This window comes from Pseudomonas sp. S2_H10 (assembly GCF_054668285.1).
This window is the reverse complement of sequence record NZ_CP162754.1, coordinates 5,385,717-5,400,048: the sequence shown is the minus strand read 5'-3', so window position 1 is coordinate 5,400,048 and position 14,332 is coordinate 5,385,717. Positions and strand designations below refer to the sequence as shown.

Below are 14,332 nucleotides of genomic sequence, written 5' to 3'. Positions count from 1 at the left end.
AAAACACTCATGATTAGACTGAAATAAATTAAAACTAATTATTAGTCAGCTAAGCATGAGCCTCGATTTGAGGCAAGGCTTGATCTGTAGTGAATCGTTACATCAGCACTGCCGATGTCTCAAATCTCGAATTCCGACTGCAAGGCAGCGCGGACGCAGTACAAAACCCCTTCCGGTACCCTGCCTGCGAACAGCGCAGCGATCTCGGAAACCGGCGGCAACTCGCCTTCGCCATCGAGGAAGGCGTCCTGGACTTCCCCCATCAGCTCTTCAGGCAGATCCAGCGCCTGTTCCAGCGACAACTGCTGTTTGCCGATGGCTTCGGCCAGCATGGTGTAGACGTTCTTTTCCGAGCACTGCAACTGACCGGCGATCTGCACCGGCGTCATGCCGGCGCGCGCCAGGGTGATCAGTTCGTGACGCACGTCGGCCACCACCTTCGGCGCCTCGACCTGGCCGCCGAGCACTTCGAGGAACGCCTCGCCATAACGCTCGAGCTTGCGCGCGCCGACGCCGCTGACCGTGGCCATTTCCGCCAGCGAGGTGGGCTGGCTGCGGAGCATTTCCAGCAAGGTCGAATCGGGGAAGATGACGTACGGCGGCACGCCATGTTCTTCGGCGAGCTTGCGCCGCAGGGCGCGCAAGGCTTCCCACTGTTCGCGCTCTTCGCCGCGCACCAGTTGGCTCGCCTGGCTCTTGCTGCTTTTCGCCACGGTTTGCGCCTTGAGGTCGCGACGCAACTCCAGCGTCACCTCGCCCTTGAGCAGCGGCCGGCATTTGTCGCTCAGACGCAAGCCACCGTAGCCTTCGAGGTCGATGTCGGCCAGACCTCGGGCCACCAACTGACGGAACAACGAGCGCCATTCGCCCTCCGCCCTCGCCTTGCCGACACCAAACACCGACAGGTGCTGATGGCCGAAGTTGCGCACCTTTTCGTTGTCCTTGCCCAGCAATACATCCACCAGGTGCCCGACGCCGTAGCGCTGGCCGGTGCGGTAGATCGCCGACAGCGCCTGACGCGCAGGCTCGGTGGCATCCCAGGTCTGCACGCCATCGACGCAGTTGTCGCAATGACCGCAAGGCTCGGGCATGTCTTCGTCGAAGTAGGCCAGCAGCGTTTGCCGACGGCAGCGGGTTTCTTCGCAGAGCGAGAGCATGGCGTCGAGCTTGTGTTGCTCCAGGCGCTTGTGTCGCTCGTCGCCTTCGGAGTTCTGCAACATCTGCTTGAGCATCACCACGTCTTGCAGGCCGTAGGCCATCCAGGCATCCGCCGGCAAGCCGTCACGGCCGCCGCGACCGGTCTCCTGGTAGTAGGCCTCAAGGGATTTCGGCAGATCGAGGTGCGCGACAAATCGCACATTGGGCTTGTCGATGCCCATGCCGAACGCCACCGTCGCGACCATGATCAGGCCTTCCTCGTTGAGGAAGCGCTTCTGATTGAAGGCACGCAGATCGTTGGGCAGGCCGGCGTGGTACGGCAGCGCCGGGAAGCCCTGCTCGCTGAGGAACGCGGCGACCTCCTCGACTTTCTTGCGCGACAGGCAATAGACGATGCCGGCATCGCTGCGGCGCTCGGCAAGGAACGCCAGCAACTGCTTGCGCGGCTGTTCCTTGGGCACGATGCGATAAAAGATGTTCGGCCGGTCGAAGCTCGACAGGAAGCGTTCGGCGTCTTGCAGGTGCAGGCGGGTGACGATTTCTTCCCGGGTTCGCTTGTCGGCCGTGGCGGTCAGCGCGATGCGCGGCACGTCGGGGAACATTTCCGCCAACTGGCCCAGTTGCAGGTATTCCGGGCGGAAATCGTGGCCCCATTGCGACACGCAGTGGGCTTCGTCGATGGCGAACAGGGAAATGTTCAGCCCCTGCAGGAAGGACAGCATGCGCGGCTGGACCAGACGTTCCGGCGCCAGGTAGAGCATCTTCACTTCACCGCGGCGGATGCGCACGGCGAGGTCGCGCTGCTGCTCGGCACTGAGGGTGGAGTTCAAGGCGGCGGCGGCCACGCCCAGCTCTTCGAGGGTGGCGACCTGATCGTCCATCAGTGCGATCAGCGGCGAGACCACCACCGCCAGGCCTTCGCGCAGCAACGCCGGGACCTGGAAGCACAGGGATTTGCCGCCGCCGGTAGGCATCAGGACCAGGGCATCGCCGCCGCTGGCCACGCGCTCAATGATTGCACCCTGGCGGCCACGGAAACTGTCGTAGCCGAAGATGTCCTTGAGGACGCGTTGAGCCTGTTCGAGCATAAAAACTCCAAAAATCACCGAAACATCCCTGCAAGGCTGGTTCAGAACCCGCGACGCTGCACCGACAAATCGTAAGTGCGCATTGCATGACGCTTCACATTTCAGCCGTGACGCCAGCAGGGCATCACAAAACGCGCGAGTATACCCGAGCCCCGTCCGGCAAAGGGCACCGCTGATAAGACACATCAATGCGCAAATATGCCGTGCGGCTGGCCCAAGCGCTCAAGAAGGCCTAGAATTCCCGCATCGAACATTCCCCAAGGTAGTCCTTTAATGTCCTTCGCTGAGCAACTAACCCGCCTGCAAGTCTTCCTCGACGCTGATGAACTGCATGACGAGGCGCTGGACTACGTGGCCGCCCACGGCTACCTCACCGCGCTGTCGATCTGTTCCGAAACCGTTCCTGACCGTGAGTGGATCGACGCACTGTTCGCCGAAGAGCCGCATTACAGTGGCGAAGCCCAGCGCGAAGAGATCGAAGCCACGCTGATCGGCCTCAAGGCCCACATCGCCCGCCAACTGGCCTCCGACGAGGAGTTCGAGTTGCCGTGCGACCTCGACCTGGGCGACGACCCGGACGACTCCGAACTGCGCGGCTGGTGCATCGGTTTCATGGAAGGCGTGTTCCTGCGCGAAGAAGCCTGGTTTGAAACCGCCGAAGACGAAGTCAGCGAAATGCTCCTGCCGATCATGGTCGGTTCGGGCCTGTTCGACGAGCAACCGGAGTTCTCCGACATTGCCGCCGATGCCAACCTGATGGACGACATGATCGTGCAGATCCCGGAAGCCCTGACCGCGCTGTACCTGCTGTGCAACGCGCCAGACGAAAAACCGGCGATTCTCAAGCCACGTCACCACTAAGATCGGGCCTATGGACAACCCCATAGGCAACCGTCCCCTGATGTTGCGCTACGTGCTGCTGGCCATCGGCTGGCTGAGCGTGGCGCTGGGGGTGATCGGGATTTTCCTGCCGGTATTGCCCACCACGCCTTTCCTGCTGTTGGCGGCTGCCTGCTTCGCCCGTAGCTCGCCGCGTTTCTATCAATGGCTGGTGGAGCATCCACGGCTTGGTCCATGGATCCGCGATTACCTCGACGGCAACGGTATCCCGCTCAAGGGCAAGGTCTACGCCATCGGCCTGATGTGGGCGAGCATCCTGTTCTCATGCTATCTGGTGCCGCTGCCCTGGGCTCGGGGCTTCATGCTGACCAGTGCAGTACTGGTGACCCTCTACATCCTGCGCCAGAAAACCCTGCGCAAATCCTGAAGTCTCCCGGGACCATTGTGGCGAGGGGGCTTGCCCCCGTTCGGCTGCGTAGCAGTCGTCAATCGAGTTAGCGCGATCAATCAGGAACACGCGCAATGCCGGACTTGGGGTTGCTTCGCAACCCAACGGGGGCAAGCCCCCTCGCCACAAAAAGCCGTCCATCGAACTCTCTTCCTCCGACGACCTGCCCTACCCCGGCAAAAACTCCACCTAAACTCCACCCACCTACACTCGAGCAGCCAGACATGGCCCGCAGTCTGCGTAGTCCAGGATGGCCAGCGCTCCGACTTCGGCTCGGCGGTTGGGTGCTGCTGGCCGGTTTGCTGCTGACCGCCTTCAATGTGGTCCGTGCCGACTGGGACTTTGCGCAGATCCTGCAAACCGTGGAAAAACGCTACGGCCTGCCGGGACCGGCTCGAAGCCGGATCGAGGCGTGGAGTCAAATGCTGCAAAGTGCACGTGGCGCGCCCGAACGTGAGCAGCTCAACACGGTGAACCGCTTCTTCAATCAGCAGCTGAATTTCCAGGACGATACACGCATCTGGCAACAGACCGACTACTGGGCCACGCCCGTCGAAGCCCTGATCAAGGGCGCCGCCGACTGCGAGGACTATGCGCTGGCGAAGTATTTCAGCCTGCGCCGGCTCGGCATCCCCAGCGAAAAGCTGCGCATCACCTACGTCAAGGCCCTCAGCCAGAACCAGGCGCACATGGTGCTGACGTTCTACAGCGCCCCCACGGCCGATCCACTGGTGCTGGACAACCTGATCGGCGAAATCCGCCCCGCCTCGCAGCGCAAAGACCTGCTGCCGGTGTACGCATTCAACGCTGAAGGCCTGTACCTGCCGGGCAAGAACGGCGGCCAGCGCAGCAGTGACTCGAAGAAGCTGTCGCGCTGGCAGGACGTGTTGAAAAAAATGCAGGCCGAAGGGTTCGACATCGGCGACGGCTAACCGCCATGGCAAGGAGCGATGTATGACACTGCGTAAACAGTTGTTCCTGGCCATCTGCCTGTTCCTGCTGGTGGCGTTCAGCGGCAGTTTTTTCGCCAGCCTGGAAAGCTCCCGCGAGCAAACGCTCAGTCAACTGCGCGCCCACGCCCAGGACGCGGCCACCGCGCTGGGGCTGTCACTGACCGCACAGGTCGACGACCCGGCGATGATGGAGCTGATGGTCAGTTCGATTTTCGACAGCGGCTATTTCAGCAGCATCCGCGTCATCAGGCTCAAGGATCAGCAGACGCTGGTGGAACGCAGTACACCAACGGAAATCGACGGTGTGCCTGGCTGGTTCGTCAAGCTGGTCAACCTGCGCCCGGAAGGTGGCGACGCCTTGATCATGCGCGGCTGGGAGCAACTGGCTCGGGTCGAAGTGCTGAGCAATCCGCAATTCGCCCTGGCCAAGCTCTGGGACAGCACCCTGGGTAGCCTGATCTGGTTGCTATGGTGCGGACTGTTCAGTGCGGTGATTGGAGGATGGATGCTGCGCCGGCAATTTCGCCCGCTCGACAGCATGGTTCGACAAGCCGAGGCCATCAGTAAACGCGAGTTTCTCAGCCTGGCGAAACTGCCACGGACACCGGAACTGAAGCGGGTGGTGCTGGCGATGAACCAGATGGTCGAGAAGCTCAAGGCGCTGTTCGCCGAAGAGGCCGCGCGCAGCGAAAAGCTGCGGGCCGAATCCTATCTGGACAGCCTCACCGGCCTGGCCAACCGACGCCTGCTCGATGAGCAACTGGCCGACTATTTGCGCGCGTGCGAACAGAGCCGCGATGGCCATTTGTTGATGTTGCGGATCAACGACCTGAACGGGCTCAACCAGCGCCTGGGCGGCCAACGCACTGACGCGCTGATCTGCGCCGTCGGCGTATTGCTCAGGCGCCTGACTCAATTGCCCGAGCGGCGCACCTGGCTGGCGGCGCGCAACCGGGGCGGCGAATTCAGCCTGTTGACCCCGGGCCTGGACGCAGAAAGTGCCGCGCGCCTGGCCGCCGATATCAGCATCAGCCTGGAAAACCTGCGCCTGACCGGCGCCAGCGATTGCATGCCGGTCGCCCATCTGGGGGTTGTCGCCTACCGCCCCGGCGAGCCGGTCAGCACCGTACTCCTGCGCCTCGATCAGGCCCTGACTGAATCACGCCAGCATCCGGGGCGACCCTGGATTCATCTAAGCCACCGCGACACGGCGCCCAATCACTCCCAGCACGACTGGCGTACCTGGATCGACGACGCTTTGACCGAGGGAAAAATGCAGCTGTACTTCCAGCCCGTCGTGCAATGCGCCGACACCCGTCAGGTGCTGCATCACAAAGTGCTCGCACGCCTGCTCGACCCACAGGGCGAGGCGATTGCCGCCGGGCATTTCCTGCCATGGATCGAACGTCTCGGCTGGTCTGCGCGTTTCGACCTGGCGATGCTCGAAGCCACGCTGGACGACCTGGTGATCAACCGCCGCCCCTTGGCACTGAGCCTGTCCGGCAGCACCCTGCGCGACCCGGTGCAATGGCGAGCAATCCTCGACCTGCTCGACTCCCTGCCGGAACTGGCGCCGCTGCTGACCCTGGAAATAGACGAACGCCAACTGCCGTCCCCCGAAGAACTGCAGCGTTTGAGCCACAGCCTGCTGGCCACGGGTTATCGAGTCGGCCTGCAACATTTTGGCGGGCGTTTCAGTCAGATCGGCAACCTCACCCAATTGGGCCTGGCGTACTTGAAGATCGATGGGGCGTACATTCGCAACATCGACGAACAGACTGACAAGCGTCTGTTTATCGAGGCGGTTTACCGGACGACCAACAGCATCGATTTGCCGTTGATTGCGGAGCAAGTAGAAACCCAAGGGGAGTTGGAAACGATCAGGGCACTGGGGATATTTGGCGTAATGGGGCGTTTGATCGGACCGCCGCAGCCGATGTGAAGTATTTGGCGCTAGTCACTTTGTTCGAATAACACGCCGCATCTTTCGAAAATCAACAAATACCTGTTAGTTATGACAGTAGCCACCTGAAGTACTTCGGGCCTTAAATAACTTCGTTTCCCTCAACAGCAAATGGAGTTATCAACATGACCGGTAAAACACCGAGCACCTCGGAGCACTTCCCTGACGTCCCCCTTGAAGTATCCACACCTGTAACTCTCGATGAAGTCCGCGATTCCAGCAATAATCTCATTGATGATAACGGCATCACGTACGATAAAACCCTGACCTTCAAAGGCACGTCCGAGATAAATACCGACCTGAGGCTGCGCGATGGCGAGATCAGGCTCACTGAGATGACCAGCAATGCTTCGGGCATTTGGGAAAAAAATTTCACGCTGTCAGACTTCAGGCGCTACACGATTTTCGCCCAGGAAAAATTCCCGCCGCAAAATAGCTCCCGACGTAAAATCTTTGTCCTGGCGACCGAAACACCCATTATCAATTCCGTCGCTGGCAAGGACGGTGCTATCGAAGAGGGCGGCACCTACGACGGCGACTGGGCAGAAATCACCGGCAATGCCCCGCCCAACGTTGAAGTCGAGGCCTTCAATGGCGACACGACAACGGGCAAGAAAGCATTGGTTAATGCTGACGGGCTGTTCCAACTGCGCCTGGATGAACTGAAAACGGGGCAATACAACATCAAGATCAAGGCACCGAACAATAAAGAGTCCACTGTGTTCAGGTTTACAGTGGCCGGGGACATGCCGCTGAGTCTTGATGATGTACTGGACGATGACGGGAACAGCGTAGAAGAGGGCGACACCACCGCCCAAACGACCCTGACCATCAAAGGCAAGGCACGCAACAATGGTGAGCTGACCCTGCTTGGCGGACAACCGGCGTCAGTGACCGTGACAGCGGGTGATTCCGGATTCTGGGAGCATACATTCAGTGATTTGCCCGCGGCGCTCTACAGCCTGACCGCTCGGACCAACTATACCCCCGTGGAAACGACCGCACCGCGGACCTTCACCGTCGATTCGACCATCAAGCCGCACAGCACCCGTATCTACGATACAAATGGCCCGATCGAGGATAACGGCAGCACCACGCAAAAATATGTTTATGTCAGGGGTGTTGCCGCACCGTTGGAGGCAATCAAGCTCAAGATCAATGGTGTCATTGTGGAAAAGGCAGAACCTGCAAATGATAAGGGCGATTGGGTCAAGCTCGTCACCGGACTGATCCCTGGAACCCGGTATGCGATGAGCGCGGTAGCCCAGTACGGCGATAACGCAGAGTCCAATACATGGACCATTACCGTTGCGCCAACCAAGAATTCCACTGAGCGTTAATTTAAAACCGAATGCAGGCAACAGAAAAAAACCGCTCAATGCGGTTTTTTTTCATTTAAATCAATGCACATCAGATAATGATGACATAAGCCATTCCAGCCCGGCACCGAATATCCAGCCATTTCAAAAACTGCAATGCCCCCCATGAGCATAAGCCGTCTATCGGAAGCCGCTGCAAGCCTGTTATTTATGACAGTAGTCAGCGTTCAAGTTTGCCTCCCTAATAACTCCGTTTACTCTCATAACCGGAGTCACCGCCATGACCAGCTTACCGACAGGCCATTCATCACTCTCTTCCGACCCAGCAATTGAAGACCTCGATCTGCTGACGATCAGGCAAGTCCTCGACCCCGACGGCATTTCCATCGTGGGCCAAACCACCTTCAAAACATCTTTCAAGGTGATCGGAAACGGTGCGGAGCCCAATAAGATCATCTGGATAGTGAATGGCTCGGATAAACTGGGCGAAGCGAACAGTGACGGCAGCGGCAATTGGGAGACGCCGCTGATCACGGTGACGAAACTTGATTGCTTCTCGATATTCGCAGTAGGCAAGTACGGCTCTGAACCTGTCTCCCTGCCCCCCAAAAAATTCACTGTAGCGACCGAAACCCCAATCATCAGAGAAGTGCGCGGGGCGACAGGCCTGATTCCAGACAATGGCACGACCTATGAAAGTTCGGTCACCATCCACGCCGATGCGGTGCCCAGCGAAGACACCCTGGCATTCGATGGGGAAACTGAACTGGAGTCCGGTTTGACCAACGGTTGCGGAAAACTCAGCATCAAACTCGTCGACCTGGAAGCAAAGACATACGCCATCAAACTCAAGTCTTCCGCGGGTAAAGAGTCCAGCGTTTTCACCTTTACCGTGAAAGCAGCGACCCCTCTGTCCATCGACGAGGTGACCGACGACGAAGGCAATCCCGTTGCAGAGGGTGCAACTACCATCCGAAGAAAGCTGACCGTCAAAGGCGGCGCACTCGCCGAGGGAAATCTTTCACTGATTGGAGGACGTCCGACACCCGTCCCGCTGAAAGCCGATGACAAGGGTGAATGGAGCCACACCTTTACAGCGTTACCGGATGGCGATTACAGCCTCGGCGTCGAGGCTTCATATAATGATGATGTCGACGGCCCGCGGACCTTTACCGTCAGAACGGCGCAAGCCGCTACCCTCGATACCGTCACCGATAAAAAGGGCAAGGTCGTAGACAAGGATGGCGACACCTTCGAAACAGAACTGGATGTTGAAGGCGGGGGTGAAGAGAACCAGTCCATCGAGATTTACAACGGCACCGAATCTTTAGGTATGGCAACAGTGACAAGCGGACACTACAAGCTCCCCATCGGGCCATTGGCGGAGAAATCCTATTCCCTTGTCGCCAAGGCAAAGTATGCCGATGGCGGCGAGTCTGCCCCGTATCCGTTTACCGTGAAAGGCAACCAGGCACCGAAAAACACCAGGGTTCACGACTCTGCCGGCACAGTGATTGACGACGGTGGCAGCACCCTCTCCACGCACGTCTATGTCCGGGGTGAAACCAGGCCGCTGGCATCGGTCAGGGTCAAGATCAATGGGGTCATCGATTCGAAGCCGGAGGACTCCAACGACAATGGCCAATGGGTGAGACTTGTCAGCTCGCTGGAAGTCGGCACCACCTATGTCGTCAGCGCCGTCGATGCAGATAACCCTGATGCCGAGTCCAATACATGGACCATTAGCGTTATTGGGGCGCCCTCCCGGTTAGGGCTGGTAAACATCGAGGCTGGCAAAACGAAAAAAAACCGCTTGATGCGGTTTTTTTTCACTTCAGTCTTTACCACTGGTAACTCCAGCCGAGGCGGGCCGCAACCGGCTGCTCAACATCGTTACCCTTGAAATAATCGACACCGGCGTCAAGCCGCATCGACTCGGACAAGGAAACGGTAACTCCCATGCCGAACTCGAGACCCGAGCCGGACAGATCGTTGTTGAGGCTGTTTCCGTTGACCCGCACATTGTCGTCGTTGCTGGCAAACTCGTGGATCACGGCCACACTGGCGTACGGTCGCACACGGACGTCGCGCTCCAGCTTGATGCTTCGACCGGCGCTGACTCCGAGCTTGGTCCGCAGTGAATCGATGTGATCGCCGTCAGCTTCCATACCGTTGTCGAGCCGGTAGTCTGCGCCTTCGATCCTCGCCGCCGACACCTGGGCTGACGGCTTGGCAAACCAGTCGTTCCCCAGGTTGATATGGCGGCCAGCCTCTACCAGCGCGCTCACCCCTGAATTGCTGTAATCGCCTTTTGCGCGCGTGCCATCGCTCATGGTGACTTTGGAGTCATTACGGAAATGGTTGAACTTGAGCGCACCATCGACGTAATAACCATTATCCGGATTCAGCCAGCCAAAATAGGGACCCACGTAGTAGCTGTCGACCGTGGCGGATGTGCCGCCATGCAGATCCAGATCGGATTGACTGTAACCGGCCAGCAGGCCGAGCCGCCAACGGCTGTCCCCCAATCGGGTGTCGGCCCCCATGGAAAACCCTTGCTGCTGCTGACGGTAACCCACACCGGAACCATCATCGACGTTGTACTTGTTGCCATATGGCCGTACCCAGACACCGTGAAGTCGATCGTCCGCCTGCAATTCACTCATGCGGTTTTCCAGCGACTTGGTCTCGCCATACGACACGGTCAGGGCCGTTTGAAACAGCGCCACCACCGATTGGGCACTCGAGCTGAGCCGTGTGGTCGGGTTCAGATAGAAGTCGGTTCCGCCCGATGCGTTGGCCCTTTCGGCCAGATCGTATTCCCAGGTACCCAGATCGACCCTGCCTCCCAGCAACGCAAAGGTCGCCTGATTGCTGCCGACCTGAACCAGGGTCAATGATTGCGGAGAAGCGGCATCTGTCCCCGACGCGTTGACGGCCAGCTCAAAGCTGCCCGTCGCGCTTGCCGCCTTGAGCAAGTCACTTTCGCCGGTGGCGAAATTCCCCTGCATGGCAATGATGCCGCTGCCTTGCAGGTTGCCGACCTCGAGTTGACGATAGTCACGTTGCTCGCCAGCCGCGCCGAAATTAAGCGTGCCGTCATTCATTGATAAATTGTCGATGCTGTCATCGCCAACCATCGTCAGGCTCGATTGACTGTTGATACTCAGGTTGCTGTTGTTCAGGCGCCCGGTGAAGGATGATACGTTGTTCAAATCGACCTGGGCAGACGAGCCGTCCTCGCGCACGATGTCACCCACCATCGAAGCCCCGTCGAAGGAGAGGTCGACGCTGCTGTTGCCCAGGACCTTTACGTTGCCCTCCAGCGCACTGCCGACGATGTTCATTGCCGCCGTGGAGGCGCCTTGCACTGTCAACAGGTTGCCATCCGCCGCGCGCAAGACGGCATTGTTGCGCACATCAATCGTCGCCCCCTGAACGCCCCCCTCCACCAGGATTGCCGGGCCGTTGCGACCCTCTACGGTGGAGTTGTCCAGCACCAGTGAATTGCGGCCGACGCGTGAGGAGTCATTGGTCATCCGCACACCCGCGCTGTCGCCGCTGATCAGCGTACCCGCCAGCGCGCGCACATCGCCGCCGCGACTGTCGAGGCCGACGCTGCCGGCATTCACGCCTCGCAACTCGCTATTGAGCAGCGTCAATGTACTCAGGCCCGTGACCAACGCGCCGCTCTCTCCGCCCCGAAACTGACTATCGCTGGCGGTGACTGTCGAACCTTGAGTGGACGAGGGTGGCCGATTGACCCACAGCGCTCGACCGTCGGCGGTTACAACGGCCGAGCGAATGGTGGCCTGGCTGCTATTCACTGAAATCCCATGGTCGCCCTTGTTGCTGTTGATGACGGCGCCATCGATGTTCAGGGTCGAGCCGGTCCGAATGGACAGGCTTTGGGTCGTGGCTCCCACCAGGTTGAGTGCCCCTCCCTTTTCCACCACGTAGTCGCTAAGCGGATCCGTCGGACCGACCGTTACATTCTCCCCTGCGCCAACAATGATTGCCGCCATCGCCGAAGTGTTCACCAAAAAAAATGCTGGCAATAGTGCCAGCACTCCGAAACCTTTTGTGGACAATGGTTTAAATGCAGTTCGATTATCAATGCTCATAGCTGGGTCCTGTTTCGTCTTCTCGTCTTCCGAAGAGAACGGAAAACGTTGAGGGCTGCGGACTTTACAGATGCCTCCTACAAAAAAATGTAGGATTAATCCTTTAAGGTGTATGAAAAATCCAACACAAAATTTAAACGCAACAAAGGGGGGGTATCCGGCACCTCGGTACCGGATACGTCCATGGGCCTGGCAGGCAAGGATTCCCATGCCGATGCTCAGGTCAAACAGGAATGACCGGAACCAGATCGCAGGTGTCCGAACCTCGACTCATGTTGACCCGGACCACAGCACCCTTGGTGAAAACATCCTCACCGGCAATGTTGAGCGCATAGTCCGTTCGGCCATACGCGTTATGCGTGGTTTGCAGATGGATATAGGGAACATACATATCAAAGCCGGTAGCGGCTTCCGCCTTGGTGGGAGTGTGTTTTACCTCAACCTTGGTCCCTGGAATAATACTCGTTTCATCAGCAGCATCCGTGGGATAGCCACCGTAAGTCAGTACAACTTCATTGTCTGCCAAGCGCGTATCCGCAGGGATTGTAACGACACCGACAACGTCACCACTGGGAAGAAGCCTTCTCAATGAACTGCAAATAAAGCCGTTTCGTGGATCCATATATTTGAACCCGGCATCAATCAGAACGATCGGCTGCATCTTGATTTCCGCATACTCCACCGGGGAAATTGCCAGGTTGTCATTGAGATCATGTTCCACAATGCAATTAAGATTTGCATCGACATCATCTGGAATGGTGCCAAGCCAATCCCACTTGAACTCGAACTCTATCGGCTTTGCCGGATCTTCGCTGTCATCGCTAGGGAAGACCCAAACGCCACCCGGCGGCGGCGCTTCACGTCCATTAATATAAAAGCGTACCGTGTCGCCTTTTTTAAAACGAGTATGGAAAGGCAAATAACCTTTGACGACGCCACCGTCTTGTTTGTCCGCCACCGTCAGTTTATTTTTTTCAGTACTGTAGGGTCCCTGGATCCATGGCTGCAACAAGGTGACATCCGGCGGAGCAGGATTGGCAGGATCAAAGGGTGCAGCGGGTTTCCTCACATCAAGCCAAACCTGTTTTTCAACAGGTGCCACAGGAAAGTAAAAGTTACCGCGCTTGATTCTGTAGCCGAGCTTTACTTGTCGCCTGCCATGCCCCGAATTGAGGAGCGCCTGGTTGTTCAGCGTATTCAGAAACGGAATAGCGGTTAAACGTTTTGGAGGTTGCACCGCGCCATCGATGGAGTACTCGATTTCATCCACCGCATTGTCGAAATTTGGAAATACAAGTTTAAGACCGGCACCGACGCCATCAATGAAGTGCTCTACCAGAAGCGTACTGGTCAAGGTGGGTGCCTGCGGAACGTCCAATTCCTCTGCGACCACCGGCCTGAGCTTTTGGGATACCCACACCTCGGTATTGCCTGAAGGTGTGGCCGGGACACCCGGATAACTGACTGCCTCACAGAAAACAATGCACTTTCCATTGTAACCAGCGACGTGAGAAGCCGCTAAATTAAATACTATTGGATTGCTAAAATTACTTTCATCAAATGTAATGACACCCACTTCTCTCTTGACGGTGCTATCGGGACCGATATAACACTTGATCGTATCGCCCAGCCTCTTGTTCGAGTAATCCGGATAGGTCAAAGCAAGAGTTGCACCGCTCTGAAAATCCTCCGGCCCTATACCATAATCCTTCACGGACTGAGGCACAGCGATCAACGTATCAAGCGCTGGCGGCACAAAGTCCACCATATACTCCAGTTCGTTTACAGTTGCTTCATTTCCGCCAAAATCCAAGGTATAACTGATTTTGCGTAGTCCTGGGCTATTCCTGCTTGCCAAATGCAAGGTCATAGGAATAGGTGGCGGTGGGGTGAGAGGTGTCTCTTCATCATATTGATAACTAACATCGTCCTTGGTTCCATCTACCGTCATTCGGATTGTCACGAATGTCGGCACAGTAGAATCATGATCGTCGAATGTCGGAATCATGAACTTGAGCGGCTGGCTTCTATAAGAATACGGAAGATATTGTGAACCTGTCGCGGTTAAGGGCGGCAATAGTGGATTAGTCGAATCAGGCACAGGGGCTCCCAGATCCACAAGACGCAGGCTGGCGCGATACGCCCGGTATTGCGCCCTGTTTCTCCCGTTGATGGCAAAATCTTCGCTTTTAGACATTTCACTACTCCTTGGTGTTGAGCAGGTTGCTCATACTTGGTCGTCCAATGTCAGACGGGGAACTCCGGCACTGATTAGTTGCCGTGCATTAACGGGTACCTGGACGATCACTTCACTCACCCGAATGTCTTGATTTAACGGCAGACACGGGGGGCTGACCACTGTCAGAAATTACAGTTTTCGTTACCGTCGGTCGGACAGATACCTTTGACGCAGACAACAAAAAACCCGCCATCCCTTGC

General features: G+C 57.6%; 9 protein-coding genes. 6 read left to right on the top strand and 3 right to left on the bottom strand.

From position 1 onward, the window contains the following. Nucleotides 1-119 precede the first annotated feature (119 nt). On the bottom strand, nt 120-2,246 hold the full coding sequence (recQ, locus tag AB4O16_RS24255) for a DNA helicase RecQ (RefSeq protein WP_160388197.1): 2,127 nt from the start codon (nt 2,244-2,246) through the stop codon (nt 120-122). A gap of 273 nt (nt 2,247-2,519) precedes the next feature. Here recQ and AB4O16_RS24250 point away from each other — a divergent pair, with 273 nt between their 5' ends. The 6 genes from AB4O16_RS24250 to AB4O16_RS24225 all read left to right on the top strand — a co-directional run bounded on the left by AB4O16_RS24250 (nt 2,520) and on the right by AB4O16_RS24225 (nt 9,672). Then, nucleotides 2,520-3,107 (top strand): UPF0149 family protein, encoded by a 588-nt coding sequence (locus AB4O16_RS24250; RefSeq protein ID WP_046816855.1) that lies wholly within the window; start codon nt 2,520-2,522, stop codon nt 3,105-3,107. Nucleotides 3,108-3,117: 10 nt separating this feature from the next. Next, nucleotides 3,118-3,513, top strand: coding sequence for a YbaN family protein (locus AB4O16_RS24245; RefSeq protein ID WP_460156023.1), 396 nt, complete (start codon nt 3,118-3,120; stop codon nt 3,511-3,513). Between the two features lie 245 nt (nt 3,514-3,758). Further along, nucleotides 3,759-4,466: a cysteine protease LapG gene (gene lapG, locus AB4O16_RS24240; RefSeq protein ID WP_160388195.1), complete on the top strand. Its 708-nt coding sequence runs from the start codon at nt 3,759-3,761 to the stop codon at nt 4,464-4,466. 22 nt (nt 4,467-4,488) lie between these two features. Continuing rightward, on the top strand, nt 4,489-6,429 hold the full coding sequence (gene lapD / locus AB4O16_RS24235; RefSeq protein WP_160388194.1) for a cyclic di-GMP receptor LapD: 1,941 nt from the start codon (nt 4,489-4,491) through the stop codon (nt 6,427-6,429). A 146-nt stretch (nt 6,430-6,575) separates the two neighbouring features. Further along, nucleotides 6,576-7,790 (top strand): carboxypeptidase-like regulatory domain-containing protein, encoded by a 1,215-nt coding sequence (locus AB4O16_RS24230; RefSeq protein WP_460156022.1) that lies wholly within the window; start codon nt 6,576-6,578, stop codon nt 7,788-7,790. A 259-nt stretch (nt 7,791-8,049) separates the two neighbouring features. Then, nucleotides 8,050-9,672 carry a hypothetical protein gene (locus tag AB4O16_RS24225; RefSeq protein ID WP_460156021.1) on the top strand — a complete coding sequence of 541 codons (1,623 nt, stop codon included), beginning with the start codon at nt 8,050-8,052 and terminating at the stop codon, nt 9,670-9,672. Here the strand turns inward: AB4O16_RS24225 and AB4O16_RS24220 are convergent. Continuing rightward, a complete protein-coding gene (locus tag AB4O16_RS24220) occupies nt 9,611-11,893 on the bottom strand; it encodes an autotransporter outer membrane beta-barrel domain-containing protein (protein WP_460156020.1) in 2,283 nt (760 codons plus the stop codon). The two genes, AB4O16_RS24225 and AB4O16_RS24220, sit on opposite strands and share 62 nt — an antisense overlap. A gap of 223 nt (nt 11,894-12,116) precedes the next feature. Next, entirely contained in the window at nt 12,117-14,090 is a 1,974-nt protein-coding gene (locus AB4O16_RS24215; RefSeq protein ID WP_460156019.1) for a hypothetical protein, read from the bottom strand. Nucleotides 14,091-14,332 lie beyond the last annotated feature (242 nt).

Bases quoted from the DNA above. Each gene is read 5' to 3' on its own strand.
- AB4O16_RS24225 (WP_460156021.1), top strand. From the start codon at position 8,050: ATGACCAGCTTACCGACAGGCCATTCATCACTCTCTTCCGACCCAGCA.
- AB4O16_RS24250 (WP_046816855.1), top strand. From the start codon at position 2,520: ATGTCCTTCGCTGAGCAACTAACCCGCCTGCAAGTCTTCCTCGACGCT.
- recQ (WP_160388197.1), bottom strand. From the start codon at position 2,246: ATGCTCGAACAGGCTCAACGCGTCCTCAAGGACATCTTCGGCTACGAC.
- AB4O16_RS24215 (WP_460156019.1), bottom strand. From the start codon at position 14,090: ATGTCTAAAAGCGAAGATTTTGCCATCAACGGGAGAAACAGGGCGCAA.
- AB4O16_RS24230 (WP_460156022.1), top strand. From the start codon at position 6,576: ATGACCGGTAAAACACCGAGCACCTCGGAGCACTTCCCTGACGTCCCC.
- AB4O16_RS24245 (WP_460156023.1), top strand. From the start codon at position 3,118: ATGGACAACCCCATAGGCAACCGTCCCCTGATGTTGCGCTACGTGCTG.
- AB4O16_RS24220 (WP_460156020.1), bottom strand. From the start codon at position 11,893: ATGAGCATTGATAATCGAACTGCATTTAAACCATTGTCCACAAAAGGT.
- lapG (WP_160388195.1), top strand. From the start codon at position 3,759: ATGGCCCGCAGTCTGCGTAGTCCAGGATGGCCAGCGCTCCGACTTCGG.
- lapD (WP_160388194.1), top strand. From the start codon at position 4,489: ATGACACTGCGTAAACAGTTGTTCCTGGCCATCTGCCTGTTCCTGCTG.